Here is a 25,068-nt window from a genome sequence, read left to right as displayed (position 1 = left end):
CAGCCAACTAGACTCCGAAAGGGCCCCGCGACCAGGGCATATGGAGAAGTGCAACTGGAGTACTAGTTCAAGCTGACTGCGTCCCCGGCCGACGCCTTCAGCGAGGTGGATGTGGTGCCGGGGAAGTACCAGCGCCAGCTGCCTGCCGACGTGACGGTCACCTTGGTGGTCAGTTGCCCGGTGTTGCCCGTCGTGACGGTCTTGACCGTGGCGTAGTGGGCGGCGCCCTTCTTCCTGAACTGGAGCTTGACCTGCTGCCCGGGAAACCCGTGGTACTTGCGGTCCTCCCAGTTGGCGCGGGCCAACTTGCCGGTGACGGTGACCTTGGCGTTCTTGTCGACCTTCGCAGGTGCGATCACGGTGGTGAGCTGGGCGGCCCGCTTGACCTTGTACTCGGCGATGTGGTCGGAGATCCAGTAGTCGCCGTCGTTCGCCTTGACGGTGGCGTTGATCTGCCAGACGCCGGCGACCTTGTTGGAGTCGATGTCGTCGCTGTCGGCGATCCAGGCGGGGTCGATGGTCACCGTGGCCCGGCACACCGAGGTCGTCGCGCTCTTCTTGGTGCAGGACGAGTCGTCGTTCCAGGTCGCGAAGGTGTAGGCGCTCGTCTTGTTGAAGGTGCTGACGTGCGTGAGCCCCTTCACCCCCGAGTTGTCCTTGACGGTGATGTCGACCGGGTAGCGGATCGACTTCGACGTGCCCACGATGACGTTGCCGCCGCCGTTGACGACGGTCTTCACCACCCGGACATCGCCCCGCCCCTCCGCGTGCGCCCCGGTCGCCGTCACCAGCACCAGGGCCGCCGCCCCGCCGGCCGCGGCCCAGGCCGTTCTGCCTCTCATGATTCTCCCCTTGTCGTGTGCGTGCCAGGAGAGGCTACGTGATCAGAACCTTTCCGCGGTGTTCGGTTTCGAGGCTGCGCTCGGCCCGGTGGAACACCTTCCGCCCCCTTCCAGTACCACCGGGCCCGCGACGTCGACGGTGCCGCGCGGCTGCTGGCCGAGCTCGGCGAGGACGCCAAGGTCATCGCCGGCGGACAGAGTCTCGTCGCGATGATGAACTACCGGCTGGCCCGTCCGGGGCACCTCGTCGACATGGCCGGCCTGCGGGAACTGGACCGGATGCACCGGGACGCCGACGGCGCACTGCGCATCGGGGCGCTCACCACCCACCACACGGTGGAGAGCGATCCGGCCGGGGTGCTGGGGGCGGGCTTCGAGGTCCTGAACAGGGCCATGACGTGGATCGGGCACCTGCCGATCCGTACCCGCGGCACGGTGGGCGGCAGCATGGCGCACGGCGACGCCACCGCCGAGTGGTGCCTGCTCGCGGTGACGCTCGGCGCGGAGTTCGTGGCACGCGGGCCGCGGGGAGAGCGCACGATCGCGGCCGGGGACTTCTTCCTCGGCTACTACACGACGGCCCTCGACCCGGACGAGATCCTCGTCGAGATCGTCTTCCCCCGTCCCGCTCCGCATGCCGCGCTCACCGAATTCGCCGAGCGGCGCGGGGACTTCGCCCTGGTGGCCGCTGCCGTCGACCTCGATGTGGAGGACGGCGAGGTGCGCTCCGGGCGGGTCGCGCTGGGCGGGGTGGCATCCGCGGCGGTCCGGGTGCCGGAGGCGGAGGCCGTGCTGGCGGACGGCGGTTCGTTCGAGGCCTGCGCGTCGGCAGCGGCACAGGCCGTGGAGCCGCCCGCGGACGCGTCCGGCAGCACCCACTACCGCAGGCAACTCGTCCGGACCCTGGTCCGCCGCGCCTGCGAGGAGGCCGTGTCCTCATGAGCAATGCCCCAGAGAGCAACGTCCCCATGAGCGATGTCCCCCTGAGCGAACGGAAGTTGGTCGGCAGGGCGGTTCGCCGCCGCGAGGATTCCCGGCTGCTCGCCGGGCGCGGCCGGTTCGTCGACGACATCGCACTGCCCGGCATGCTGCACGCCCAGTTCGTGCGCAGCACCGTCGCCCACGCGGAACTGGCCTCGGTGGATGTGTCGGCGGTCCTCGAAATCCCGGGCGTCGTCGCCGCGTTCACGGCCGAGGACCTGGAGCTGGGTGACATCGTTGCCCAACTGGGGCGCCCGCGCTCGGAGTTCGTCCCGACCGCCATGCCGGTCCTGGCCCGCGACAAGGTCCGCTACGTCGGTGAGCCGATCGCGATCGTCGTGGCCCGCGACGCGTACGCGGCGGAGGACGGCCTGGAGGCCGCGAAGGTCTCGTACGTCACGCTGCCCCCGGTCATGTCCGAGGAGGCGGCGTTCGCGGACGGCGCCCCGCTCGTGCACGCCGAGGCCGCGCACAACACCCTGGTGGACGTCTCACTGTTCGCGACGGACGGCATCGACGGGATCTTCGCGTCCGCGCCCTGCGTCGTCGAGGTCGACACAAGGACCGGAAGACAGAACGCGCTGCCGCTGGAGGCCCGGGGTGCCGTGGCCCACTGGGACGACCGCGAGGAACAGCTCGTCCTGCACACCTGCACCCAGATCCCGCACCAGGTACGGACGGTGGCGTCCCGCTGTCTCCGTCTCGACGAGCGCGCCGTACGGGTCGTGGCGCCCGACATGGGCGGCGGGTTCGGCCAGAAGTGCGTGGTCGGCCGCGAGGAGATCGCCACCGCCGCTGCCGCGCTGCGCCTGCGCCGGCCGGTGAAGTGGATCGAGGACCGCAAGGACGCCCTGACCGCTTCCTTCCTCGCCCGTGAACAGCACTACCGGGCCCGCGCGGCCTTCGACGCCGACGGCAGGATCCTCGCGCTCGACACGGACGTGGTCTGCGACATGGGCGCCTACTCCTGCTACCCCTTCACGGCGGGCGTCGAGCCACTGATGGCGTCCGCCGAGATGCCCGGCGTCTACAAGGTTCCCGCCTACCGGGTGCGGGGCCGCGCGGTCACCACCAACAAGGCGCCCACCGGGCCGTATCGCGGGGTGAGCCGGCCCCAGTACGTCATGGTCATGGAGCGGCTCTTCGAGCGCGCCACCCGTGAACTGGCCCTGGACCCGGTCGAGATCCGCCGCCGCAACGTCATCACCGACTTCCCGTACACAGGCGTCAACAACATCACCTGTGACCCGGGCTCCTACCTGGAGTCGCTCAACCTCTGCGAGCTGCTCGTGCGCGAGGAGGGCTGGTACGAGAAGCAGGCAGCGGCGGCGACAGAGGGCCGGCGCCTCGGCATCGGCTACGCGTGCTTCAGCGAGCGCACCGGCTACGGCTCTGCGGCCTTCGCGCAGCGCAAGATGAAGGTGGTGCCCGGCTTCGACATCTCCGAAGTACGGATGGACACCAGCGGCACGGTCACCTTCAGCACCGGCACCATGAACCACGGGCAGAGCCACGAGACGACGATGGCACAGATCGTCGCCGACGAACTCGCCCTGGACACCGGCAAGGTGAGGCTCCATCAGGGCGACACCGACCGCATCACCTACGGCTTCCGCACCTTCGCCAGCCGTTCCATCACCATCGGCGGCAGCGCCTTACGCCTGGCCGCCGCGAAACTCGGCGACAAACTGCGCGCGATCGCCGCAGCCCGCTGGGAAGTCGCCCCCGACGAGGTGGAGTTGACATCCGGCGCGGCTCGTCGCCGTAACGCCTCCGACGTCCTCACCTACGAGCAGATCGCCGGCATCGCCCATCTCCAGGCCCACTTGCTTCCCAAGGACATCGAGCCGGGCCTGTCGGTCACCGCCACCTTCGACGTCTTCAACGACGGCACCTTCTCCAACGCCACCCACGGCTGCGTCGTCGAACTCCACGCCGACACCGGGCAGGTGGAGATCCTGCGGACGTGTGTGTCGAGGACTGCGGGGTCGCCATCAACCCGCAGGTCGTGGAAGGGCAGTGCCGGGGCGATATCGCGCAGGGCATCGCGGGCGCGCTGTTCGAGCAGGTGACGTACGACGCCCAGGGCGAACCGTCGGCGACCGGCTTCACGGACTACAAGGTGCCCACCGCCCACGAGATCCCTGACGTGCTGATCCACCATCTGGAGACACCCTGCGCGTTCACCGAGACCGGCGCGAAGGGGGCCGGCGAGGGCGGCACGATCGGGGCGCCCGCCGCCGTCCTCAACGCCGTCAACGACGCGCTGCGCCCGGCCGGCGTCGAACTCGACCACACACCGATCACCCCCGAGACCGTGCACCGCGCCCTGAACGGCGCTCCGAACCTGGAGTTGTCCTCATGAACACCGACCCCGTCGTGACACATCCGCCGCTCCAGCTCATCGCCCTCGACGTCAACGGCGAGCAGCGCGAAGTGATCACCGAGCCCCGCCGCACCCTCGTCGACGTACTCCGGCACGACCTGCGGCTGACCGGTACGCACGTCGGATGCGAGCACGGCATCTGCGGTGCCTGCACGGTCCTGGTCGACGAACGGCCCGTCCGCGCCTGCCTGATGTCCGCGGCGCAGGCCGAAGGGGTCCGGATCCGCACGGTCGAGTCGCTGCCGGACGGTGACGGCGGCTTGAACGATCTGCAACAGGCGTTCACCGAGCACCACGCGTTGCAGTGCGGGTTCTGCACGCCCGGTTTCCTGATGCTCGCCGACGGGTTCCTCGCCGAGCGGCCCGACGCGAGCAAGGAGGAGATCCGCGAGGTGGTCGCCTCGAACCTGTGCCGGTGCACCGGCTACCAGACCATCGTCGAGGCGATCGACGCCTGCGCGACGGCCCGGCGCGGGGGCTGCGCCGCCCCCTGTGACAAGCCTGCCGACAAGGAGCACTGACCCATGCAGCTCACCAACACGGTGCCGGTCAACGCCTCCCCCGAGCTGCGCGCCATGAACGCCCAGACCGGGCGAGCAGCACTGGAACTGGCCGACGCCCGGCCCGACGTGGTCGTCACGGCCTGCCTCGTGGCCATCATGGCGCAGGGGCCGGGGTACCACTGCACCGCCGAGGACGAGATCACCGCGGTGCTGCGCGCCGAGGGCTCCCGGGCCGCGGTGGTGTCGAGCGCGGGTGCTCTGCTCGACGGCATCAGGGCTCTGGGAGCCGCGCGGGTCGCGATCGTCACGCCGTATCTGAAGCCGCTCACGCAGCTCGTGGCCGACTGCATCGAGGACGCGGGCATCGAGGTGGTGGACGCGCTGAGCCTGGAGGTGCCGGACAACCTGGCCGTAGCCCGCCTCGACCCAGCCGATCCGCGCGAGCACCGGCGGCGCCTGGATCTGTCACGGGCCGACGCGCTCGTCCTGTCCGCCTGTGTCCAGATGCCTTCGCTGCCGTCGATCCAGGCGGCGCAGGAAGCGGCGGGACTGCCCATGCTCTCGGCGGCCACCGCGACGGCGTACCGCGCCCTCGTCGAACTGGGTCTGCCCGCGGTCGTTCCCGGCGCGGGCAGCCTGCTCAGCGGCCGGGCCGGTGCCGGAGGACAGGAAGGGGCAGGTCCTGGGCAGCCGTGAGGGACTGCGGGAAATCGGTGGACTGCTCAATCGTTCCAGGGCGACAAGTACCGGTTCGAGGGCGACCGGTCCTGCTGGACGAGATCGCCCGGCAGAGGGTTCCGCTGGTGCCTTCCGGCACCGAGGTTCTGGCCCGGTCCGGAGTTGGGCGGCATGCCGGTGGTGACCGCGCTCGGCCGACACACGGGCCTGCCCTGCGCGTTCGTGCGGAAGCAGGCCGAGCCACACGGCACCTGCCGTCCCGCCGAAGGAGTCGAGGCCGAGGGCCGTCGGGTGCCGGCCGTCGAGGGTGTGGTCACCAGCGGCGGACAGATCGTGCTGTCGACCGCCGACCTGCGTGGTCGGGGGGCTCAGGTCTTTGCGGCTCTGTGCGTGATCGACCGTGAACAAGGCGGCGCAGGCGCCCTCGCGGCCGAGGGCATCGGGCTGTTGCCGCTGCTGACGGCCGGAGATCTGCGGGCCGCTGCCGCCTGACCGGCGGGCGGTCAGTGCGTGGCATTCGTTCGCCTCGCTCAGCAGTCCCGGCTCCCGGGCCTGTCACCTCACGGGACGGAGTCGGCAGCGAACTGCGTCAGTCGGGTCAGATCATGTCGTCCAGTGGACGCAACTCGTCGGCGTAGGAGACCGACGTGCGGCGGAGGATCCCGTTGCGCGCCACCGTGTACTGGCCCATCCGCCACAACGGCGGTGAGTAGGTGTGGATGGAGACACTGCCGGCATCGCGTCCGGTGAGCCGGTGGATGTGGTCCGGGCCGAAGCAGAAGACCTGACCGGCCGGCACCTCGGTCGCCAGACTCGGCACGCCGACGGCCAGATTGTGTTCGACGAGCGCTCCCTCGGCCACCGCCACGGCACCGGACGAAACATCGTGATCGTGCCAGCCGGTGTCGCTCCGCGGCGTCCAGCACAGCACCCAGACATCGACATGGGCGTCCCGGTACAGCGAGACGTAGTGCCGCTTGTCGTCGTCGAAGGCCACGTGCTCACGCCAGCTGCCGGGGTCCGTGGCGATCGACGAGGCCAGCTCCAGCAACTCCCGCTTGTCCAGGTCGCGGCCCGGGAGTGCGCCGAGAGTGACAGCCGCCCGCACTCTTTGCCATGGCTCGGCATCGCGGGCGGCTGCGGTGTCGAGGTCGTGGGACGGGAGTGGTGCGGTCACGGTCGTACTCCTTCGGGCAGGTGGCATGGATTGGTGACACGTACGGCGCCCCGCTGCCGTGCCGAGTTCGGGGTCGACCGGGGTGGCACCGGGCGAGTCGCTTCCCACCACCAGGACGTCGACGCCCAGGACACGAGCCACCGCGTCGGCCTCCTGAGGCCGTACGACGCCGAGGTGTCGACCAAGACGCCGAGGCCGAGGCGGAGTTGGCAGCCGCGGCGACAGCGGGCAGTGATTGTCGGTCGCGCCGTGCTCACTCATGCCGTCTCTCAACTTAAGCGCTTCAGTGATGCGGTCCAGTGAAGCGCTTAAGCTGAGCCGGTGTCAATGCGCGCCGAGAGGCCGTTCCGCTCCGGGCGACGGGGGCGGCTCCCCAGTTCATCGAGTCGTTACACTGACGACGTGCCAAAACAGCCGCGGCGGATCACCCTGCGCGACATCGCGGAGGAGACCGGGCTCTCCGCCGCCGCGGTGTCGTACGCGCTCCGCGGACTCCAGGTGCCGCCCGAGACCCAACGACGCGTCCGCGAGGTCGCCGATCGGCTCGGCTACCAGGCGGACCCGATCGCCCGCGCCCTGGCCTCCGGTCGCACCGGGTATGTCGGAGTGCTGTGCGGGTCGCTCGCCGATGTCTGGCAGCAGGACCTCGCCGCTGCCCTGGGCCGCAGGTTTCTCGGCGTCGGCCGGCACGCGCTGATCGTCGACGCCTCCAACGACCCCGAACTCGAGGCCACGCTCGCCTCCCAACTGGCCGACCAGCGGGTGGACGCGCTGATCGTGCTGCCGGTCGACCCGGCCGCCGCGCACTGGAAGGAGGTCGCCCGGCGGACGGTGCTGACGTCCATCGGTGACGGGCTGCCAGGGGCGGCCACCGCGGCGGAGGTCGTTTTCGACAACGAGGCCGGGGTCACCGACGCCTTCCACCGCCTCGTCGACTGCGGTCACCGCAGGATCGCCGTCATGACCCCGAGCCGGCCCACCACCCCCGACCGCCCCGCCGAGGTGATCGCCCATCGGGTCGCGCGGAGCCTCGGACTGAACGTCACGCTCCACCCCTCGCCGCACGACCTGGACGGCGCCACCGCCGTGGCGCGGACCGTACTGGGCTCCGCGAATCCGCCGACCGCGTTTCTGTGCCTGGCCGATTCGATGGCCTACGGCGTCTACGCCGGGGCCCGGGAGCTGGGACTCGAAGTACCCGACGACGTCTCGGTCATGGGCTTCGACGACCACCCGCTGTCGCGGCTGTTGACACCGCCGCTGTCCAGCTACCGGTGGCCGGCCGACCTGCTGGTGGACCTGGTGGTCAAGCGCACGGTCAAGGCGATCGACGAGAACAAACTCAGCCGTCGCAAAGTCCTGCCTCCGGCGGCGAAGCCACGCGGTTCGGTGGCGCCGCCGAGGTCCGCACGCCGGTAGGGCCGCAGAGCGGCACGGGGCTCACGTTCCGGGAGTGCCGACGGCGTCCAGGGCTTCGCCGGTGGCAAGCCGGGCCCGGACGATGATGCGCGGGTTGCCGGGAGCGGGTGCGGCGAGGGTGCGGGACCGCTTCGTGGCCTTGACGTCTCCGCTCACCGACAGGCTGGTGACGGCGCGGCTGCCGGCGGCCAGCGCGTACCAGTGGCCGTTCGGGGACCGCCAGCCGCTCGCGGCGACGACATGCTGACCGAACCGGCTGCAGGCCGCGGTCGCGCGGGCCCGGGTGACCGTCCGGGCCGGCGCGGCGGGCGCGTATCCGCTGGTGCGGAAGGAGATCGTCACGTCCCCGGGTCCGCGCCAGGTGTCGGCGCGGGCGCAGGTCCACACGGCGTGGCCGCCTCCGTCGGGCAGGTCCTGTTCGGCGAAGTCCCAGTTGTTGACGGCGCGTACGCCGGTGTCGCGCAGCGGCTGCAGGGCGCATGCCTGGTGGGCCCAGGCCAGCAGGGCCTGGGAGCCGGTGGCCTCGCGGGGCCGGCGGGCGGGCGGTGTGCCGTGGCCCGGCAAGGGGGTGTAGGTGAGGTGGACCGGGGACAGGTCGCCGAGAGGGGCGAGCAGGAACGCGTGGTGTTCGGCGATACGCGGCGAGGAACGCAGTTGCAGCACCGGCCTGTTGTCGCAGTGCGCTCTCGCGGGCACGGTCGGGACCGGGTCCGTAACGCCGTCCTTCGAGACGTGCAGCGCGCGGGCCAGGACGTCGGGGCGCAGCAGGTCGCGGGTCTGCGCCTCGGCGACCCAGGGGGCCAGCAGGTAGCGGGCGGTGCCGTCCGCCCGGGTGAGGGTGACGGCCGCCGCCGTGGTGACGTCGGCGTCGTCGACGCGGGCGACGCTCAACTCCGTGTGCCGCGCCGGGGAGCGGGTCTCGCTGTAGCGGGCGAGGCGCTGTCCGTCGTAGAACAGCACCACCTCGCGGTCGCCGACGTCTCCCGCGTAGAGGAGTTGCGGTGCGGTCGTCGGTGGGACCGCGGTCGTGGCGGGGGCCAGGTGGGGGCGGGTGCCGGTCTGCGGGTGCGTCCATGCGTGCAGAGCGCGGTCCAGGAGGCCTTGGTCGTGGGCGCGGGAGCCTCGGGTCGGCCAGGCGGTGAAGTCGACCCGCGAGGTGTTGTCCCACGCCCCGGCGGCCGTGCGGACCAGGTCCGCCGTACGCGGCATACCGGGTGCCGCCGGAGTCTCCGGGGCCTGCCGCTGTGCCGTACCGTCACCGGTCACTGCCAGGGTCACCACCGTCACCAGTCCGATCGCGGCGGCCCCCAGGAGCAGGCGGGTCCGCCGGGTGCGGCGCAGCAGGTCGGTGGGGCCGGCCTGGAGGGCGCAGGCGTCGAACTCCTGTGACGCCAGCAGCACGGCGGGGGATCTGCGCGAGCTCTCCTCCAGGAGGTCCGCGGTGCGCAGGGCGGCGGCCGGGTCCGGCGCGTTCGCCGATGCCAGCAGTTCGTGGACGGCGTCGAGGGGCAGGCCGTGGACCGTGCGCAGCAGGAAGGCGGCGCGGGCCGCGGCCGGGGCTGCGGACAGCCGTTGCGCCAGGGCGAGTTCGTCCGCCCCGCCCGAACGTGGGAACAGGCGCAGTCCCAGGACCAGGGGCAGCCGGGGCCGTAGCGCGCCCGGGTGGGCGAACCGTGCGGGCCACATCCGCGGGCGCCGTCCATGAGCCAGAGCGGCGCGCAGCACCTCGGTCAGGAGACGGCGCTCCACGGAGTCCCCCGCGCGGGTCTCCCCGCGCGGCGAAGGGACGACGGGCGCGGAGGGTTCCGTGCCCGCGCGGCGCAGCGCCCGCTGGACGAGGGCGTGCGCCACGAGTACCCGTCGGTGCCGGCCTAGCGAGGCCGGGAGGACGAGGTGCGCCAGACGGACCAGATCGCCGTACTGCTCGACGAGTACGGACTCGGCCTCCCGAACCCGAGACCTGACACCCCCGGCATGGGGGCGGCGCGAACGAAGATTCATGGAACGGGACGCTTTCCGGGACGGGAGAGGACACGGCGAGTGCCGTTGGGTCAAACGAGTGAATCCCGGACAGGTCACCGTTGCGCGCCGCCGAAGGGGGCCTCCGCGCGGAGATGCGGACTCGTGCCTACCGGGCGCGAAGAGTGAACCGCAGCCGTGCCGTGCCTCCGTACGCTCTTCGCCCCGTCCCTGTCGCGCAGGAGGATGTCCAGGCCACCACCGGTGGCCGGTCGTACACGACACGAGCGAGGAGCGGACATTGGCTGTGGTGATGTTCATGCGGTGGACGGGTGTCACCCCCGAGCAGTACGACACCGTGCGGGACACCGTGGGCTGGGAAGAGGCGGCCCCTGCGGGCTCACAGGTGCACGTGGCCTGGTTCGACGACGAAGCACTCAATGTGACCGACGTCTGGGACTCCGAAGAGGCCTTCCAGACCTTCTTCACCGAACGACTGGCTCCCGCCGTCGAGAAGGCCGGCATCAGCGGTCAGCCCGAAAGTGAATTCCGGCCACTGCACCGCCGCTTCGTCCCACCCGGAGTCGTCGGCGGCGCATGATCCCGGAGCCGCGCCGCGCGGCTCCGGTGCCGTTGTCCGTGAGGTCAGCGGCTCTTGCGTACCCGGGCCGCCGCGCGGGCTTCCGCGGTCTTGCGGGCCTCGGCGGCCTTGCGGGACTCCTTGGCCGGTCGGCCCGGACGGGTGCCCATGCCGCGGAAGGGGGCGTTGCCACTGGGCTGCGTCCCCGCCGGAGGGCGTTTGGCCCCGGTGATGGCCGTCAGCTTCTCCTCGCCCGAGCGCACCTGTGTGACGGTCGGCCGGATGCCCGCCTCGGACATCATGCGGTTCACATCACGCCGCTGGCCGGGCGTGACCAGGGTGACCACCTTCCCGGACTCCCCTGCGCGCGCCGTACGACCGCCGCGGTGCAGGTAGTCCTTGGCATCGGCCGGCGGGTCGACGTTGACGACGAGGTCGAGCGCGTCGATGTGAATGCCGCGAGCGGCGACGTTGGTGGCCACCAGCACGGTGACCTCGCCGTTCTTGAACTGGGCGAGGGTGTGCGTGCGTTGCGGCTGCGACTTCCCGCTGTGCAGGGCCGCGGCCCGTACCCCGCCGGCCCGCAGGTGACGGGTGAACTGGTCCACCCCGGCCTTGGTGTCCAGGAACATCAGCACGCGGCCGTCCCGCGCGGCGATCTCCGTCGCCGTGGCGTACTTGTCGGCGCCGTGGATGTTCAGCACGTGGTGTTCCATCGTCGCGACCGAGCCCGCCGCCTGGTCGACCGATGCGAGAACGGGGTCGTGGAGGTAGTCCTGTACCAGCCGGTCGACGTCGCCGTCGAGCGTGGCCGAGAACAGGAGCCGCTGCCCGTCGGAGGGGATCTGGTCCAGGAGGTCCGAGACCTGCGGCAGGAACCCCAGGTCGCACATCTGGTCCGCCTCGTCCAGCACCGTGATCCGTACGTGGTTCAGGTGGCAGTCGCGGCGTGACACCAGGTCGGTCAGCCGCCCCGGCGTCGCGACGACCACCTCGACACCGGTCCGCAGCAACGCCGTCTGCCGGTTGATCGACAGACCGCCGACCACCGTCGCCAGCCGCACACCCATTGTCCGCGCGTACGGGGCGAGCGCGTCGTCCACCTGCTGTGCGAGTTCCCGGGTCGGCACCAGGACCAGTGCCAGGGGCCTCTTCGACTCCGCCCGCCGGCCCGCGATCCGTACGAGCAGCGGGAGCCCGAAAGCGAGCGTCTTGCCGGAACCGGTCCGTGCCCGGCCCAGCACATCGTGGCCGGCCAGTGCGTCGGGGAGCGTCGCCGCCTGGATCGGGAAGGGTTCCGTCACCCCGAGGTCCGTCATCGTCCCGACCAGTTCGGGCGGCAGCCCGAGCGTGGCGAAGGAAGCGGTGGGCGGCTTCGCGTTCATGGGGAACCTTCCTCGGTCTGATGCCCGCAACGCGCCGGGGCCCGCACCCCTTGGTACGGGCCCCGGCGATCTCGAAGGGTTCTCCCACTTTATCAGCGGACACCCAGGGCACCCGCCGCTCGGCTCGGCCCGCGCAGCACACGCTGTCGGTGCCGACAGTGAGGACGACGGGTCTGTGGATAGAGTTCTGCTATCAGGGCTATCTGAGGTAACGGCCCGGCGTTCGGCACACGGCTGCGCCGGGCAGTGTGCATCACACCGAAAGTGACAGAATTTACTATGAGCAACGTCTACTTCGACATCACCATCGACGGCGCCCCCGCAGGCCGCATCGTCTTCAACCTGTTCGACGATGTCGTCCCGAAGACCGCCCGGAACTTCCGCGAGCTGGCCACGGGGCAGAACGGCTTCGGCTACGCGGGCTCCGGCTTCCACCGCGTCATCCCGCAGTTCATGCTGCAGGGCGGTGACTTCACCAACCACAACGGCACCGGCGGCAAGAGCATCTACGGCGAGAAGTTCGCGGACGAGAACTTCGACCTGAAGCACGACCGCCCGTACCTGCTGTCGATGGCGAACGCCGGCCGCAACACCAACGGCTCGCAGTTCTTCATCACCACCGTCGTCACCTCGTGGCTCGACGGCAAGCACGTCGTCTTCGGCGAGGCCGTCGAGGGTCAGGAGATCATCGACAAGATCGAGTCCCTGGGCTCGCAGTCGGGCGCCACCAAGGCGAAGATCGAGATCGCCGCTTCCGGCGTCGTCGAGGGCTGAGCCCCACTCGGCACCCGCACGCCCGGGCCCCGGGGACGATCGTCTCGTCCCCGGGGCCCGGGCCGTGTCCGCGCAAGGTCGGACGGTCCCCCGTCGACCGCACGGCGTCGGGCGGTGGCCGGACCCCCGTCCCGGCCACAGACACCGCGCTCCGTGGCCCGGGGTTCGGTCACCAGGGGTAGTAGTACCAGGACGTGCAGGAGGCGTTGGCGCCGCTCACTCCGGCGCAGACGCGGGCGCGGACGATGTGGCCGCCGCCGGTGGGTGACTCGCCGCCACAGCCGCTCGCACTGCCGTTGGCGTCGACCACGATGTCGGTGACACCCCTGCTCGTGTAGTACTCGGTACGCACTCCCCAGTTGTCGGCCTTGGTGTCGCAGGCGTAGACGTAGGTCCCGCCAGTGGTGACCACGCCGTAGCCGCGTCCGGAGAGCACGATCGCCGAGTACGCCGACGCGCTTTCGGTCATCAGCCCCAGTTCCGCGCATGCGGCGCCGGTGGTCAGCAGGCCGTGCTTCGCCTTGCGGTTCGCCTTCACGGGTATCCGCCTTTCATTGTCGACTTGTCCATGTGTCAGGTCCGCAACGGCGCGCAGGTCGGTGATCTGCAGCAGCGGGTTGCTCGGGGTCTCCAGCAGGATCAGGCGGGTCTGCGGGGTCAGTGCCCGCGCGAACGACTCCGGGTCGGTCTGGTCCACGAGGGTGGTCGACACGCCCAGGCGCGGCAGCAGGTTCAGCAGCACCGACGCGGTGCCGCCGTAGGTGGACTTCTGCCCGATGACGTGGTCGCCGGCGGAGACCAGGGCCAGGACGGCCGTGGTGAGCGCGGCCATCCCGGACGCGGTGACCATGGCCGCATCGGTGTGCTCCAGTTCGGCGACGACGGCGGCGACCTGTGCGTGGTTCGGGTTGCCGAAGCGGGTGTAGAAGTCCTTGCCGCGTGGGGCGACGGCGCCCTGTGCGAACGTCTCGGCGTCCTCGGCCGAGAACGCCGCCGTCTGGTAGATGGGCGGTGCCACGGCGCGGATGGGGTGGACCTCACGATCGGCGTGAACTGTGTTGGTGCTGCTGCCCGGCATGGCTGCCCTCCGTGGAGCGTCGGTGTGACCCCATGAAGCGTGGCCGACCAGAGCTCCGACACATCTGGATCTCGGCAACTTTGGCAGCAAATTGCGCTCAGTGCAGGCGCAGAATTGTGCTAGGCAATCCCTGAGAGCATTAATCTGCCCCCATGGATGAGGTGGACCGGTCGATCCTGGCCGTACTCGAACAGCACGGCCGTATCAGCAACAACGACCTCGCCGCCCGGGTGGGACTGTCGCCCTCCCCCTGTCTGCGGCGCGTGCGTCAGCTGGAGGAGGCCGGGGTGATTCGCGGCTACCGGGCGCTCATCGATCCCGCCGCGGTCGGCCGCGGTCTGCGGGTGTTCGCGGGTGTACGGCTGATGCGGCACACCCGCGCGGACGTGGTCGCGTTCGAGAGTGCCGTGACCCGGCTGCCCGAGGTGGTCCACGCCCACCACATCACCGGCAACTTCGACTATCTGCTCCAGGTCGAGGTGGCCGACCTGCCGGCCTACGAGGACTTCCACGCGAACCAGCTGGCCGGCCTGCCCGGTGTGGCGACGGTGACCAGCTACGTCAGTATGAAGACGCTCTCGCCCGACCGCGCGTGAGGATCGCGGTCAGAGCGTGATGGTGCCGCGGATGCGGATGGTGGCGGCGCCGCTGACCCAGACGGTGCCGTCCGGGTCGGCGGTGATCTCGATGCTCGCGGCCCGTCCCAGTCGGGTGCCCTGGGAGACGCGGTAGGAGGCGGGTGCGGCGCCGGAGGTGAGCCACTGGCCGACGGCGGCGTTCGTGCTGCCGCAGGCCGGGTCCTCGGGTACGTCGACGGCGGGGGCGAAGGTGCGCATCTCGAAGCGGTACGGATGCCCGTCGGGGTGGGCGCCGATCGCGCCGACCATCGCGTCCGGGACGAGGGAGAGATCGGGTTCGAGGGCGAGGACATCCTCGGCCGTGGGGAGTTGGAGAACGGCCCAGCCCGGACCGTTGTCGACCCACTGGTGGGCCACGACCCGGTTCCGCTCGATGCCGAACGCGGTCGTGATCCGGTGCAGGTACGCGTCGTCGAGCGCGCCCTCCCGCACCCGGGGCGGTGCGGCGAAGGACAGGGTGTCCTCGCCGCGGCGCACGGTGACCAGGCCCGCGGCGCACTCCTGCACGATGCGGTCGGCGTCGCGCGGTGTGCCGCCGCCCTCCAGCCAGGCGCGCGCGGAGCCCAGGGTGGGGTGACCGGCGAACGGCAGCTCGCCCCGGGGCGTGAAGATCCGCAGCCGGTAGTCCGCCTCCGGGGTGGTGGGAGGCAGTACGAACGTGGTCTCGGACAGGTTCGTCCAGCGCGCCAGGCGCTGCATCTCCTCGTCGCTCAGATCCGTCCCGTCCAGGACGACCGCGACCGGGTTGCCGGAATAGGGGCTCGTGCAGAACACGTCGACCTGCACGAACGAACGGGTGCGCGGCATGGTCATCGAGGGCCTTTCGAGCGGCTGCGGCGGTTTCTGCGCCTCCCGCCCGTCGGCGGACGGCGGGAAGCGGGAAGCAGGAAGCAGGTCCATCCCAGTGGGCGGGTACGCGGCGAGGACAGGGCCAGCCGCGACAAAGTGGATTGATTCGCACCCCCGTGCACCCCGTGCGCCTCGTACGGCCCCGCCCGGTGGTGGGGCTACTCCGCGGTGGCCGCGTGCAGGGACTTCCAGAACCGGCCGGCGGGGCGGAAGAGGTGCTTCACGGTCGGTTCCTTTCTCGACTTCGCTGATTCCCTAATTCCCTAATTCCCTACTTCCCGACTTCTCGACTTGTCGGCCGAAGTGCCGGACGTTCTCAGCCGAAGTGGCGGATGCGGGCGGCGGTCGCGGGTGTGTAGGGCAGCCAGTCGTGCACCGATCCGGAGGTGATGAACTCGGCGACCGCGGTGGCGAAGGTGCGGCCCAGGGCCCGCACGGCGTCGGTGGGCCTGCCCAGCATCGGGCAGTCCGGGTAGGCGTCGAACGTGTTGAAGAAGAAGGGGAGTTCACCGCAGTGGGTGGCGCCGAGGGCGTGCTCGTCCTCGGCCGGTTCGTAGTCGAACTCGTAGACGTAGGTCGCGTTGCCGCCGGCCGCGTGGTGGTCGGCGATCCGCAGCGAGCCGTCGCGGAACAGATCGTCGGTCTGCACGGCGGTGAAGACCTGTGCCGGGGTGGGCTGTTGGAGCCGGGCGGCATGGCGCCGGTAGATGTCGTGGGCCCGGTCGCCGAGTCGGCCGGTCAGGATCTCCAGCGCGCCGTCCCGGGTGAGGTTCTGGATGTGCGGGTCGAAGGCGGTGAAGGCCGTCGCCTCGTCGCGGGCGGTACCGATGAGCAGCGCCTTGCCCTCCAGGGCACCGGCCGCGAGTGCACCGTGCAGGTCGCGGGGAACGCCGGGGCCGCCGAGCACCGGGTACATGGGCGGGGCCGCGTCGCCCGGGCGGGCCAGTTGTCCGGCGAGCCTGCCGTAGGCGGACAGCAACTGCTCGGCGGGCAGGGCGCGCAGCGCCTTTCCGGCATCCGCTCCGGCGGGCACGTCGAGCAGCCGTAGATAGGCTTCGGCGTTCTCGGCCGCATGCTGCGGGTCCTGCGGCGGCAGGCCGAAGGGGCCGCTCTGCAGCAGCACCCGGTTCACCAGTCCCGACGTACGGGGGTCCAGCGCCAGCGACAGCGCCGAATACGATCCGGCCGACTGGCCGCCGACCGTCACCCTGCCCGGATCGCCGCCGAAGGAGGCGATGTTGTCGCGCACCCAGGCCAGTACGGCGGCCTGGTCCTGGGGGCCGAGGTTGGCGGCGCCGATCTCCGGCAGGTACAGGTAACCCAGGGGGCCCACGCGGTAGTTCGCGGTGACCACCACGAAGTCGCCGAGTGCTGACAGCCGGCCGCCGTCGTACCAGTCCCAGCCGCCGGAGCCGCTGGTGAAGCCGCCGCCGTGCCACCACACCAGGACCGGGCGGGCCGCGTTGTCGTCGAACGCCCGCAGTGGAGTGTGGACGTTGACGGTGAGGCTCCCGTCCTCGTTCCAGTCCGGCACCCGCGGGCCCATCACCTGTTCCAGGCGGGAGGCCGCCTGCGGGACGGCCGGTCCGGCCTGCGCCGCCTCCCGCACTCCGGTCCATCCCTGGTGCGGCCGGGGCGGCGCGAAGCGCAGTTCGCCGACCGGCGACGCGGCGTACGGGATTCCCCGGAAGGAGACCGCCCCGCCCTGCGTGATGCCCCTGGCCCTGCCCCGGTCCGTCACCGCGATCCGGTCCTTGATGTCCGTCATCGTGCTCACCTCTGTCGTCTCGGTTGCTTCGAGGTGTTTCTATCCGGGAGTATCGATCCGGGCCAGAAAGAGAGGTTGAGACAAAGAATGAAGGACATGAGATCCAGGAATTCGGCGAAAGCAAGCCAATCGCTGAACGAGACGGACAGTCGGATCGCCGCCGCGCTGCTCGCCTCCCCGCGGGCCTCGTGGCGCACGGTCGGGCGTGTCCTGGGTATCTCGGAACGCACGGTCGTGCGTCGCGCGGCACCGCTGTTCCACGACAGGACGCTGCGCGCCACCGCCGTACGCAATCCCCTGTGGTTTCCCGATCTGATTCCGCTGGCCCTGCGCATCAAGTGCCGGCCCAACCAGATCAGCGCCATCGCAGCCACCCTGGCCCGCCGTACCGACACCGTCTGGGTGGACGTCCTCGGCGGTGGTGACGAGATCTGCACCATCCTGTTCCTGGACGGGCCGGATGCGCGCAACTCGCTGCTGCTGCGCGACCTTCCGGCCACGCCCGCGGTCCAGTCGTGGACCTCGCACATCCTCCTGCGGGTCTTCCCGGCGGCCTTCGACTGGAGCGGCGGTCTGCTGACGGAGGCCGAGCTGACCAGCCTGCGCACGGAGCACTCCACCCCGGCCGTCCGCCCGGGTCTCCAGCCGGTCGACCACGCACTGGTCACGGCCCTGATCGAGGACGGGCGGGCCTCCTACGCCGATCTCGCCCGCCGCGCCGACACCACTCCGCTCACCGCCCGGCGCCGGCTGGAGGCGCTGGTCGACAACCAGGTGCTCAGGCTCGCGACCGAGGTCGACCTGGCCCGGCTGGGCATCCGTACCGAGGCACTGCTGTGGATCACCGTCGCACCCGGCGGTCTGGAGGAGACGGGCCGCCGGCTCAGCCGCCACCCACAGGTCCGCTTCGCCTCCGCCACCACCGGCGCGGCCAACCTCCTGGTGGCGGTCGCCGCCACCGATCTCGACGCGCTCTACCACTTCGTGAGCGAGACCATCGGAGCCCTCCCCCGCATCTCCACGCTGGAGGTCACCCCCCTGCTGAGCGGGGTGAAGCGGACCGGCCTGGTCCGCCCCGGGAGCCTCTGAACCGACCGCGTCACGGCGGACCGACCGCAGGGGACGGAACGACCGAACAGTTGCCAAGTCCGATCACCTGTGACCGTTTCCCGCGAGAGGGTTTGGCGCCGTGCCCGGGCCGTGCAGGATGGGACCGTGGTAGGCAACCTCCCCGTCGTGACGACCAGCTTCGTCGGCCGCGCAAGCGAACTCGACGCAGTCAGAACGGCGTTGACGCAGCATCGGTCGGTCACTCTCACCGGTGGCGGAGGTGTGGGCAAGAGCCGCCTGGCACTGCGCGTCGCGGAACAGGTTCGGGACCGGTACACGGACGGGGTCTGGTGGGTCGACCTGTCGAACCTCTATGACGACCGGCTCTTCACCGCCACGGTCTGCGACGCCGTCGATCTCCTGGACCACAATCCGCGCGCACCCGTCGAGGCGCTGTGCGAGTGGCTGGCCGGCCGCCAGGTGCTGCTCGTCTTCGACTGCTGCGAGCGCGTGCTGCCCGCCTGCCTCCTCCTGGTGAGTGAACTCCTCGCCTCCGCACCGGGGTTGACGGTCATGGCCACGAGCAGACAGCCCATCGGCGTGCGAGGCGAGCAGCTTGTCGACGTGGCGCCGCTGTCGATGGACGACGGCGGTGCCGGCGACGCCGTACGCCTGTTCCGCGAGCGCTGCGCCACGGCCGCCCCGGACGTGTCCCTCGACTCCCCCGGCTCCGCCGAAACCGTCGCCGCCATCTGCCACCGCCTGGAGGGGATCCCGCTCGCCGTCGAACTGGCCTGTGCGCGGCTGCGGGAGAACAGCCTCGGGGAGATCGCCGAGCGCCTCGCCTCACGCCTCGACACCCTCGTCGACGAGACCGCGTGGCCCCGGCGCCACCGGGCGCTTCGCACTGCGATCGGCTGGAGCCACGAACTGTGTTCCCCGCTGGAGCGCCTGCTGTGGGCCAGACTCTCCGTCTTCCGCGGTCCCTTCGACCCGGCCGACGCGCAGTCCGTGTGCGCCGGCGGTCCGCTCGACACCGACGCCGTCCCCCGGCTCCTCGACCGGCTGGCCGACCAGTCCGTGCTGCAACGGGTGGGCGTCCGTTACCGCATGCTGGACACGCTGTGCGAGTACGGCGCCATGTGGCTCGCGGAACTCGGTGAGGAGCAGACGCTCGTCCAGCTCCACGCCACGCACTTCGCCACCGTGCTGGCCGAGGCCGAGGCAGGCTGGCTCAGTGAACAGCAGGTCGCCTGGTACGCGCGGATCTCGGCGAGCCACAGCGACGTACGCGCGGCACTCGACCACCTCATCGAGGCGGATCCCGAGACCGCCGTGGAAATGGCCGGCCGCACGGGCCTGTTCTGGCCCTGCTGCGGGCACCTCCACGAATCCCGCGACTACCTCGAACGCGCCCTGGCCCTCGACACACCCAAGGGCCCCTCCCGCACCCGCGCCCTGTGGGCCCTGGGCATCACCCTCACCCTCCAGGGCGATCACCGCAGCGCCCTGCTCGTCGGGGAGGAATGCACGGCCGCCGCGCACCAGGACGGCGACCCGCAGTCCGAACTCTTCGCCGCCCACACGGTCGGCCTCACCCACCTCATGGCCGGCCGTCCCCAGGACGCGTACGAGGTGTGCGACCACGCCCTGATCACCCACGGCCAGTCACCGCCGTCGGGCGCGCCGCAGCTGTGCTGCATGGTGATCCGCACCTTCGCCCACTCCGCGCTGGGCCGACTCGCCGAGGCCTACGAGGCGGCCGTCGCCCTGCGCCGGCTCAGCGTGCGCTACGGCGAGCACTGGGCGCGGTCGTACGCGTTCCACCAACTCGCCTTCATAGATCTTCTCCAGGGCCGCGCGCACGACGCCGAACTCCACGCCCGGGCCATGCTCACCAGCAAGCACAACCTCCACGACAATCTCGGAATCGCCCTCGCGCTCGACCTCCTCACCGGGGCGAACGCGGTACAGGGCAACGGGATCGCGGCCGCGCGGACGTCGGGCACCGGGAACACCTTCTGGCGCATGCTCGGCCACCCGAACCACGGCACCCCCGAACTCTCGGCCGTCCGCGAGGAATGGGAGCTCCAGGCCCGCAAGGCGGTCGGCGACGACGCCTACGACAGCGCCTTCCGCAACGCCCTCAACGACGACGCCGAACAGGGCCTCGCCCTCGTGATGCAGGGCCCGCTTCCGTCCTGACCACCGACCTCACTCAGGTGCTTCCACGGTGAAGGTCAACTCGTCGACCGTCGAACCGTCGTCGAGCCGCCGGCGCTCGACGACGGTGACGGTGCCGTTCAACGTGCGGTGGACTTCGTCGCCCTCGAAGAAGAAGATCGCGGGACCGGGCGCGATCTGGTCGTCGTGGCGGACGGTGGAGGTCTTCCGCCCGGTGGCGACGGCCTCGTGGTCGTGCTCGTCGAACCGGACGATGCGACGCGCGTCCGCGTCGGGGAAGAAGTAGGTGTCCGGCAGCAGCTTCCGGATCGGGCGCAGCACCGGCCCGTCGTCGGTGGGTACGGCGACCTGGACGTCCGGGTGGAGGTCGAGGAGCGCTTGGCGGCAACGACCGCACGGCGAGATGAGGCCACGGCCCCGGTCCCCCGCGGCGGCGATGGTGACGAGCGGGCCCGCTCCCGCGGTTGCGGCGACACCGAGTGCGACCAGCTCTGCGCACGGTCCGCCGGTGAAGTGGTAGACGTTGACCGCCTCGTGGATCCGGCCGACCGTGTCCATCGCCGCCGCGGCCACGGTGTGGTTCGGGTCGCTCCCGAGCGTGGCGGCGAGTCGTTCCGCCGCCTCGACGACGCGGCGAGCGGATTCGGAGAGGTTCATGGCAACCATGACGCCGACCCTAGATCAGCCGGGCCCGGCTCCTCGACGGCTCGGTCCGGCAAGCGTGAACAGGCTCGTCCATGGGGCGATCGTCGCCCACGCCTTCTGGGAATGGGCCGACGCCCTGCCGTTCTCCACCAAGCGGAACTGACCGCGAAACAGCACCCTCTCGAATAGCGTTGTCGCAAGCGGGCCACCACCATTCCCCCGCCCGACACACGGCCTGAACGTCAGGCCGGCACCTCACCCGACCCCCGCACCTTCAACGTGACCGGCACGACAACCGACTGCACCGGCTGCTCGACGGCCGTTCGGCCGATCTCGGCGGTCCGCTGCGCGATGACGGTGAGGGCGGGTTGCAGGAGGTCGGCCAGGGGTTGAACCACCCTGTACGCGGCGGCGATGGTCGGCTACAACCCCGGCACTCTGATGGAGGAGCCGCACTCCGAGGCCACCGCCTACTCCTACCGACTCCAACGCCGAGTTCGACGGCCTGCTCGCCCACCGCAACTTCGAGGTCTCCAGCAGCATCCGGAGCAACGTGGTCGAGTACGCCCGGATCACCAGCAGGTCCGGCGGCGACCTCACCTTCACCAACCCGTGGCCCGGCAAGTCCGTGGAGTACTACGCGAACTGCGTTCACAGGGGGACCCTCTCGGGCACAACCATCAAGCTGCGCACGGCCGTCGGCGAGACGATCGACTTCGCGCCGGCAGGTACCACCGAGGCCACCATCCAGCACCAACTGTCCCAGCCGGCCGAGTCCGCGACGACCTCCGCGCTCACCACGGGCTTCGAGACCGGCCAGCCCCAGCCGACCTGGACCGACACGGTCGACAACGTCGACACCCACGGTGACGGCAACTACGGCATCACCGGCCTGTGCCGCGGTCTCACCGGTCCCCAGGCCACCCTCCGCACGGGCGAACAGGCCCACACCGGCGACACGTCTCTTGTACTCGGACCGCGCCGACGGCGGTCCGTACGACCACGCGTACATGCAGGTCTACGGCTTCAACGGCGCGCCGCTCACCGTCCGCGGTGACACCGGGCCCAGCTACTGGATCTTCCCGCAGTCCAGTGCCACCACCCCCTGGGTGGACGCCGGTTCGGACAACAGCACCTGTGTCGCCGTCGACCTTGTCTTCACCGACGGCGGCAACCTGAGGGACTCGGGTGCCACCGACCAGTCCGGCAACGGGATCCATCCGGCCCGGCAGTGCGGTCAGGGCAGGGCGGTCGATCAGCAAGGTGCTCCTGGGCTTCGACCGCTCGGGCGGCACGGGTGGTTACCGCGGCTACGTCGACGATCTGCGCATCGGTTGACGCAGGAGTCGGCCACACAGAGTTGAACGCGTTCAATTTCTCCTTCATGATGGTCCTCCCGTCGGACATCCCTGACCGTCGGGGCCGTCCGACGAGAGGACCAAGACCATGACGAGCTCGCTGCTCACACCGCGAAGGCGTCCTCGCGTCGGCACGACCGGCGGTGGCGGTGCGGCGGCGACGGGAAGCACGGCCCCGACGCGGATCCTCGACTGGCGGGATCCGCTCGTGGCCTCGCTGCTCGACGGGATCGAGGTGACGGCCGACTCGGAGACCGTCCGCCGGATCGAGACCCTGCGCCACGCCCACCGCCGCATCACCGAGGCGGTACGGCCGGTGTACTCGGTGCAGGACGAGCGGCCGGTGTCCGAGGTGCTGCGCCGCGGCCGTGGCTCGTGCAGCCAGCGGCTCGCCGTACTCGAAGCCGTGGCGCGGGCCACCGGGGTGGCCACACGGGTGCGGGGTCTGCTGGTGGACGGGACGTTCTGGTATCCGCGTTTTCCCCGCTTGCGCCGGATCGTCCCGGACCGGGTTCTGCTGGCCTGGCCGGAATTCCGCCTTGACGGCGCGCCGTCGGCCTCCTGGCTGGCGGTGTCCGAACTCTTCGGCAGCCTTGAGGAGTTGAGCGACGGCATCGACGCCGGTTTCACCAATTCCGGCTCGGAGACGCTCTTCGAGGCGCTGTCCAGGACGGCGATCGACTGGGACGGCGCGACGCTCTGCCCGACCTCGGGTGCCGGGTGCGACCTCTCGGCGTACGTCGTGGCGGATCTGGGCCACTTCGACTCGCGCGACGAACTCTTCGCCCGGCACGGTCAGACCCTCTGCCCGGTGGCGAGAGTGCTGGCCGAGCCGGTCATGGGGCGGCACCGCGCGGCGTAGCATCCGACGCGCCGGTCAGCCGAACGGCGCCAGGTACTCCTGGACGCGCCTTAGCGGCCAGACCTCACCGATCTTGTGCGCGATGTCGAAGAGATTCGCCGCGTGGATGTCGGGATCGCGGTCGCCGACCGCCTCCTCGACCACGATCGGGACGAATCCGTGCTGCATGGCGTCGAGTGCGGTGGCGCGGACGCAGCCGCTCGTCGAGAGTCCGCCGATGAGGACCGTGTCGATACGCCCGACGGTGAGGTGATCGGCCAGTTCGGTGTCGAAGAAGGCGCTCGGGCACTGCTTCGTCACGGTCAGCTCGCCCGCCGCCGGGGCCAGTCCGTCGATGAACTCGCCGAAGGGGCTGCCTTCCAGGAACGCCGTCAGGCTCGGCACCTTGCGCAAGAAGACCCCGCCGTCACTGCCGTCCGCCCTCAGCAGCACCCGCGTGACGACGACCGGAATCCCGGCGCGGCGCGCGTCTGCGAGCAGAGTCCTCATCGCGTCGGCCGCCGGTTCGACGCCGGCGTAGAGCGGGCAGTCCGGGTCGACGTAGGCGCGGGCGGGGTCCACCAGGATCAACGCCGGGGAAGTGCCGGGGCTGAGTTGCCCGTCGAGCCCGGCGCGCTCGTAGTCCTCCTGCTGGGAACGACGGGGCATGGCGCGTCCTTCCTGTCCTGGCTCGTCCGCGGCGGCGCCCGGAGCGGTCGGACAGCGGGTGTCCGGCTCCGGGGCCGCGTTCGCGGGGAAGGGGATCAGCTGGACTGCGAGCGGGACTTCATCAACGGCTGGATGCGGGTACCGAAGTTCTCCAGGCCTTCGAGGAAGTCGTCGAAGACGAGCATGATGCCCTTGGTGCCCTCGACCTCCGCCACCTCGTCGAGCATCTTCGCGACGGTCTCGTACGACCCGACCAGCGTGCCCATGTTGAAGTTGACCGCGCCCTCGGGCAGCACGATGGTCCGGGCGGTGGAGGTGTCGTCGGCTGTGGTGTCGGTGGCCGATTCACCGGCCATGTACGCCAGCGCCGCATGGTCGGCGTTGTCGTGGTAGTCCTGCCACTTGGCGCGGGCGGCCTCGTCGGTCTCGTCGGCGATGACCATGAAGAGGGAGAGCGCGCCGACGTCACGGCCGGTCTCCTCGGCCGCCTCCACCAGCGTGGCCGTGGTGCCCGACAGCGCGAGCGGGGTGTTGACGCCACTGCCCAGGATGAAGTTGTACTCGGCGTGCTCGGCGGCGAACCGGATTCCGGTGTTGCTCTGTCCGGCGGCAACGATGTCGATGTGGCCGTCCGCCGGGCGCGGGGACAGCACGCAGTCGTCCATCTCGTAGAACTCGCCCTTGAAGTTGCTGACGCCCTCGCTCCACAGCTCCTTCATCACGGTGACGTACTCGGCGGCGCGGGCGTAGCGGTTGCCGAAGTGTTCGTCGCCGGGCCACAGGCTCATCTGGGAGTACTCGCCGGGGGCCCAGCCGGTGACGATGTTGATGCCGAAGCGGCCGGGGGCGATGGAGTCGATCGTGGTGGCCATGCGCGCGACGATCGCCGGGGGCAGCACCAGGATCGGGGTGGAGGCGTACAGCTTGATCCGCTCCGTGACGGCGGCCAGGCCCGCCATCAGGGTGAACGACTCCAGGTTGTGGTCCCAGAACTCCGTCTCACCGCCGAATCCCTTGAGCTTGATCATCGACAACGCGAAGTCGAGCCCGTGCTCCTCGGCCTTCTGCACGATGGCCTTGTTCAGCTCGAAGCTCGGTCGGTATTGCGGCGCGCTCTTCGATATGAGCCAGCCGTTGTTGCCGATGGGGATGAAAACGCCGATGTCCATGCCGCTCCTCGTTGGCGGGTGGGCGGTGAGCCTGACGGTGTGACAACGTGCGGGCATGATCAAGGGGTTCCGGGACGAGCACGAAGGTAGTCGTCGGTCGTTACCGCTTGCCACCCCTTCCGTGAACGGTGCGCG

The 25,068-nt window shown here is 70.6% G+C and carries 24 protein-coding genes and 2 pseudogenes; 15 read left to right on the top strand and 11 right to left on the bottom strand.

Going from position 1 to position 25,068, the window contains the following annotated elements; translation table 11 throughout:
• Window positions 1–62 precede the first annotated feature (62 nt).
• Window positions 63–842, bottom strand: a complete 780-nt coding sequence (locus tag AB0I51_RS12120; RefSeq protein WP_362973983.1) for a hypothetical protein — start codon at window positions 840–842, stop codon at window positions 63–65.
• Window positions 843–944: 102 nt separating this feature from the next.
• Between AB0I51_RS12120 and AB0I51_RS12115 the strand changes: the two are divergent.
• The 5 genes and pseudogenes from AB0I51_RS12115 to AB0I51_RS12095 all read left to right on the top strand — a co-directional run.
• A pseudogene (locus tag AB0I51_RS12115) lies at window positions 945–1,784 on the top strand (xanthine dehydrogenase family protein subunit M); the annotation flags it as partial.
• Window positions 1,781–4,188, top strand: a pseudogene (locus AB0I51_RS12110) (xanthine dehydrogenase family protein molybdopterin-binding subunit). The pseudogenes AB0I51_RS12115 and AB0I51_RS12110, both read left to right, overlap by 4 nt.
• On the top strand, window positions 4,185–4,730 hold the full coding sequence (locus AB0I51_RS12105) for a (2Fe-2S)-binding protein (RefSeq protein WP_362973981.1): 546 nt from the start codon (window positions 4,185–4,187) through the stop codon (window positions 4,728–4,730). The pseudogene AB0I51_RS12110 and the gene AB0I51_RS12105 overlap by 4 nt, the downstream one beginning before the upstream one ends.
• Window positions 4,731–4,733: 3 nt before the next feature.
• Window positions 4,734–5,408 (top strand): Asp/Glu racemase, encoded by a 675-nt coding sequence (locus AB0I51_RS12100; protein ID WP_362973979.1) that lies wholly within the window; start codon window positions 4,734–4,736, stop codon window positions 5,406–5,408.
• A 153-nt stretch (window positions 5,409–5,561) separates the two neighbouring features.
• Entirely contained in the window at window positions 5,562–5,882 is a 321-nt protein-coding gene (locus AB0I51_RS12095) for a hypothetical protein (protein WP_362973977.1), read from the top strand.
• Between the two features lie 106 nt (window positions 5,883–5,988).
• On the opposite strand, the gene AB0I51_RS12090 is transcribed toward AB0I51_RS12095, so the two are convergent.
• Window positions 5,989–6,567, bottom strand: coding sequence for a cysteine dioxygenase family protein (locus AB0I51_RS12090; RefSeq protein WP_362973975.1), 579 nt, complete (start codon window positions 6,565–6,567; stop codon window positions 5,989–5,991).
• A 402-nt stretch (window positions 6,568–6,969) separates the two neighbouring features.
• Between AB0I51_RS12090 and AB0I51_RS12085 the strand changes: the two genes are divergently transcribed.
• Window positions 6,970–7,986 carry a LacI family DNA-binding transcriptional regulator gene (locus tag AB0I51_RS12085; protein ID WP_362973973.1) on the top strand — a complete coding sequence of 339 codons (1,017 nt, stop codon included), beginning with the start codon at window positions 6,970–6,972 and terminating at the stop codon, window positions 7,984–7,986.
• A gap of 21 nt (window positions 7,987–8,007) precedes the next feature.
• Here the strand turns inward: AB0I51_RS12085 and AB0I51_RS12080 are convergent, their stop codons facing one another.
• Window positions 8,008–9,987 (bottom strand): hypothetical protein, encoded by a 1,980-nt coding sequence (locus AB0I51_RS12080; RefSeq protein ID WP_362973971.1) that lies wholly within the window; start codon window positions 9,985–9,987, stop codon window positions 8,008–8,010.
• A 265-nt stretch (window positions 9,988–10,252) separates the two neighbouring features.
• Between AB0I51_RS12080 and AB0I51_RS12075 the strand changes: the two genes are divergently transcribed.
• Window positions 10,253–10,546 (top strand): hypothetical protein, encoded by a 294-nt coding sequence (locus AB0I51_RS12075; RefSeq protein ID WP_362974201.1) that lies wholly within the window; start codon window positions 10,253–10,255, stop codon window positions 10,544–10,546.
• 44 nt (window positions 10,547–10,590) lie between these two features.
• On the opposite strand, the gene AB0I51_RS12070 is transcribed toward AB0I51_RS12075, so the two are convergent.
• A complete protein-coding gene (locus AB0I51_RS12070; protein ID WP_362973969.1) occupies window positions 10,591–11,910 on the bottom strand; it encodes a DEAD/DEAH box helicase in 1,320 nt (439 codons plus the stop codon).
• A 279-nt stretch (window positions 11,911–12,189) separates the two neighbouring features.
• On the opposite strand from AB0I51_RS12070, the gene AB0I51_RS12065 reads away from it, so the two are divergent.
• Window positions 12,190–12,684, top strand: a complete 495-nt coding sequence (locus AB0I51_RS12065; protein ID WP_019074196.1) for a peptidylprolyl isomerase — start codon at window positions 12,190–12,192, stop codon at window positions 12,682–12,684.
• Between the two features lie 169 nt (window positions 12,685–12,853).
• On the opposite strand, the gene AB0I51_RS12060 is transcribed toward AB0I51_RS12065, so the two are convergent.
• The gene (locus AB0I51_RS12060; protein ID WP_362973967.1) at window positions 12,854–13,762 is read right to left on the bottom strand and encodes a PLP-dependent transferase; all 909 of its coding nucleotides are present in this window, start codon (window positions 13,760–13,762) and stop codon (window positions 12,854–12,856) included.
• A gap of 152 nt (window positions 13,763–13,914) precedes the next feature.
• On the opposite strand from AB0I51_RS12060, the gene AB0I51_RS12055 reads away from it, so the two are divergent.
• Window positions 13,915–14,358 (top strand): Lrp/AsnC family transcriptional regulator, encoded by a 444-nt coding sequence (locus AB0I51_RS12055; protein ID WP_362973965.1) that lies wholly within the window; start codon window positions 13,915–13,917, stop codon window positions 14,356–14,358.
• A 9-nt stretch (window positions 14,359–14,367) separates the two neighbouring features.
• Here AB0I51_RS12055 and AB0I51_RS12050 read toward each other — a convergent pair whose 3' ends face one another.
• Both AB0I51_RS12050 and AB0I51_RS12045 read right to left on the bottom strand, forming a co-directional pair.
• Window positions 14,368–15,300 carry a PhzF family phenazine biosynthesis protein gene (locus tag AB0I51_RS12050; protein WP_362973963.1) on the bottom strand — a complete coding sequence of 311 codons (933 nt, stop codon included), beginning with the start codon at window positions 15,298–15,300 and terminating at the stop codon, window positions 14,368–14,370.
• Window positions 15,301–15,565: 265 nt separating this feature from the next.
• Window positions 15,566–17,017, bottom strand: coding sequence for a carboxylesterase family protein (locus tag AB0I51_RS12045; protein WP_362973961.1), 1,452 nt, complete (start codon window positions 17,015–17,017; stop codon window positions 15,566–15,568).
• 87 nt (window positions 17,018–17,104) lie between these two features.
• Between AB0I51_RS12045 and AB0I51_RS12040 the strand changes: the two genes are divergently transcribed.
• Together AB0I51_RS12040 and AB0I51_RS12035 are read left to right on the top strand one after the other, a co-directional pair.
• A complete protein-coding gene (locus AB0I51_RS12040; RefSeq protein ID WP_362973959.1) occupies window positions 17,105–18,106 on the top strand; it encodes an Lrp/AsnC ligand binding domain-containing protein in 1,002 nt (333 codons plus the stop codon).
• Between the two features lie 147 nt (window positions 18,107–18,253).
• Complete coding sequence (locus AB0I51_RS12035) at window positions 18,254–20,272, top strand: NB-ARC domain-containing protein (RefSeq protein WP_362973957.1); 2,019 nt, start codon at window positions 18,254–18,256, stop codon at window positions 20,270–20,272.
• Window positions 20,273–20,281: 9 nt separating this feature from the next.
• On the opposite strand, the gene AB0I51_RS12030 is transcribed toward AB0I51_RS12035, so the two are convergent.
• Window positions 20,282–20,917, bottom strand: coding sequence for a hypothetical protein (locus tag AB0I51_RS12030; RefSeq protein ID WP_362973956.1), 636 nt, complete (start codon window positions 20,915–20,917; stop codon window positions 20,282–20,284).
• Between AB0I51_RS12030 and AB0I51_RS12025 the strand changes: the two genes are divergently transcribed.
• Window positions 20,916–21,059 (top strand): hypothetical protein, encoded by a 144-nt coding sequence (locus tag AB0I51_RS12025; RefSeq protein ID WP_362973954.1) that lies wholly within the window; start codon window positions 20,916–20,918, stop codon window positions 21,057–21,059. The two genes, AB0I51_RS12030 and AB0I51_RS12025, sit on opposite strands and share 2 nt — an antisense overlap.
• A gap of 79 nt (window positions 21,060–21,138) precedes the next feature.
• Here AB0I51_RS12025 and AB0I51_RS12020 read toward each other — a convergent pair whose 3' ends face one another.
• The gene (locus tag AB0I51_RS12020; RefSeq protein WP_362973952.1) at window positions 21,139–21,294 is read right to left on the bottom strand and encodes a hypothetical protein; all 156 of its coding nucleotides are present in this window, start codon (window positions 21,292–21,294) and stop codon (window positions 21,139–21,141) included.
• A gap of 155 nt (window positions 21,295–21,449) precedes the next feature.
• Between AB0I51_RS12020 and AB0I51_RS12015 the strand changes: the two genes are divergently transcribed.
• From AB0I51_RS12015 to AB0I51_RS12005, 3 genes are all read left to right on the top strand, one after another.
• Window positions 21,450–21,953 (top strand): hypothetical protein, encoded by a 504-nt coding sequence (locus AB0I51_RS12015; RefSeq protein WP_362973950.1) that lies wholly within the window; start codon window positions 21,450–21,452, stop codon window positions 21,951–21,953.
• A 131-nt stretch (window positions 21,954–22,084) separates the two neighbouring features.
• Window positions 22,085–22,234: a hypothetical protein gene (locus tag AB0I51_RS12010; protein ID WP_362973948.1), complete on the top strand. Its 150-nt coding sequence runs from the start codon at window positions 22,085–22,087 to the stop codon at window positions 22,232–22,234.
• A gap of 108 nt (window positions 22,235–22,342) precedes the next feature.
• The gene (locus tag AB0I51_RS12005) at window positions 22,343–23,116 is read left to right on the top strand and encodes a transglutaminase domain-containing protein (RefSeq protein ID WP_362973946.1); all 774 of its coding nucleotides are present in this window, start codon (window positions 22,343–22,345) and stop codon (window positions 23,114–23,116) included.
• Between the two features lie 15 nt (window positions 23,117–23,131).
• On the opposite strand, the gene AB0I51_RS12000 is transcribed toward AB0I51_RS12005, so the two are convergent.
• Together AB0I51_RS12000 and rutA are read right to left on the bottom strand one after the other, a co-directional pair.
• Window positions 23,132–23,764: an isochorismatase family protein gene (locus AB0I51_RS12000; RefSeq protein ID WP_362973944.1), complete on the bottom strand. Its 633-nt coding sequence runs from the start codon at window positions 23,762–23,764 to the stop codon at window positions 23,132–23,134.
• Between the two features lie 95 nt (window positions 23,765–23,859).
• Entirely contained in the window at window positions 23,860–24,933 is a 1,074-nt protein-coding gene (gene rutA, locus AB0I51_RS11995) for a pyrimidine utilization protein A (RefSeq protein ID WP_362973942.1), read from the bottom strand.
• Window positions 24,934–25,068 lie beyond the last annotated feature (135 nt).

Origin of the sequence: Streptomyces sp. NPDC050549 (genome assembly GCF_040655035.1) — a bacterium.
Classification (GTDB): domain Bacteria; phylum Actinomycetota; class Actinomycetes; order Streptomycetales; family Streptomycetaceae; genus Streptomyces.
This window is presented reverse-complemented; position numbering and strand designations above follow the sequence as displayed.

What these genes read in the sequence shown, in the direction of transcription:
- AB0I51_RS12120 (WP_362973983.1), bottom strand. Translation starts at nt 842, where the DNA reads ATGAGAGGCAGAACGGCCTGGGCCGCGGCCGGCGGGGCGGCGGCCCTG.
- AB0I51_RS12105 (WP_362973981.1), top strand. Translation starts at nt 4,185, where the DNA reads ATGAACACCGACCCCGTCGTGACACATCCGCCGCTCCAGCTCATCGCC.
- AB0I51_RS12100 (WP_362973979.1), top strand. Translation starts at nt 4,734, where the DNA reads ATGCAGCTCACCAACACGGTGCCGGTCAACGCCTCCCCCGAGCTGCGC.
- AB0I51_RS12095 (WP_362973977.1), top strand. Translation starts at nt 5,562, where the DNA reads ATGCCGGTGGTGACCGCGCTCGGCCGACACACGGGCCTGCCCTGCGCG.
- AB0I51_RS12080 (WP_362973971.1), bottom strand. Translation starts at nt 9,987, where the DNA reads ATGAATCTTCGTTCGCGCCGCCCCCATGCCGGGGGTGTCAGGTCTCGG.
- AB0I51_RS12070 (WP_362973969.1), bottom strand. Translation starts at nt 11,910, where the DNA reads ATGAACGCGAAGCCGCCCACCGCTTCCTTCGCCACGCTCGGGCTGCCG.
- AB0I51_RS12065 (WP_019074196.1), top strand. Translation starts at nt 12,190, where the DNA reads ATGAGCAACGTCTACTTCGACATCACCATCGACGGCGCCCCCGCAGGC.
- AB0I51_RS12060 (WP_362973967.1), bottom strand. Translation starts at nt 13,762, where the DNA reads ATGCCGGGCAGCAGCACCAACACAGTTCACGCCGATCGTGAGGTCCAC.
- AB0I51_RS12055 (WP_362973965.1), top strand. Translation starts at nt 13,915, where the DNA reads ATGGATGAGGTGGACCGGTCGATCCTGGCCGTACTCGAACAGCACGGC.
- AB0I51_RS12050 (WP_362973963.1), bottom strand. Translation starts at nt 15,300, where the DNA reads ATGGACCTGCTTCCTGCTTCCCGCTTCCCGCCGTCCGCCGACGGGCGG.
- AB0I51_RS12045 (WP_362973961.1), bottom strand. Translation starts at nt 17,017, where the DNA reads ATGACGGACATCAAGGACCGGATCGCGGTGACGGACCGGGGCAGGGCC.
- AB0I51_RS12040 (WP_362973959.1), top strand. Translation starts at nt 17,105, where the DNA reads ATGAAGGACATGAGATCCAGGAATTCGGCGAAAGCAAGCCAATCGCTG.
- AB0I51_RS12025 (WP_362973954.1), top strand. Translation starts at nt 20,916, where the DNA reads ATGACGCCGACCCTAGATCAGCCGGGCCCGGCTCCTCGACGGCTCGGT.
- AB0I51_RS12030 (WP_362973956.1), bottom strand. Translation starts at nt 20,917, where the DNA reads ATGGTTGCCATGAACCTCTCCGAATCCGCTCGCCGCGTCGTCGAGGCG.
- AB0I51_RS12005 (WP_362973946.1), top strand. Translation starts at nt 22,343, where the DNA reads ATGACGAGCTCGCTGCTCACACCGCGAAGGCGTCCTCGCGTCGGCACG.
- AB0I51_RS12000 (WP_362973944.1), bottom strand. Translation starts at nt 23,764, where the DNA reads ATGCCCCGTCGTTCCCAGCAGGAGGACTACGAGCGCGCCGGGCTCGAC.
- rutA (WP_362973942.1), bottom strand. Translation starts at nt 24,933, where the DNA reads ATGGACATCGGCGTTTTCATCCCCATCGGCAACAACGGCTGGCTCATA.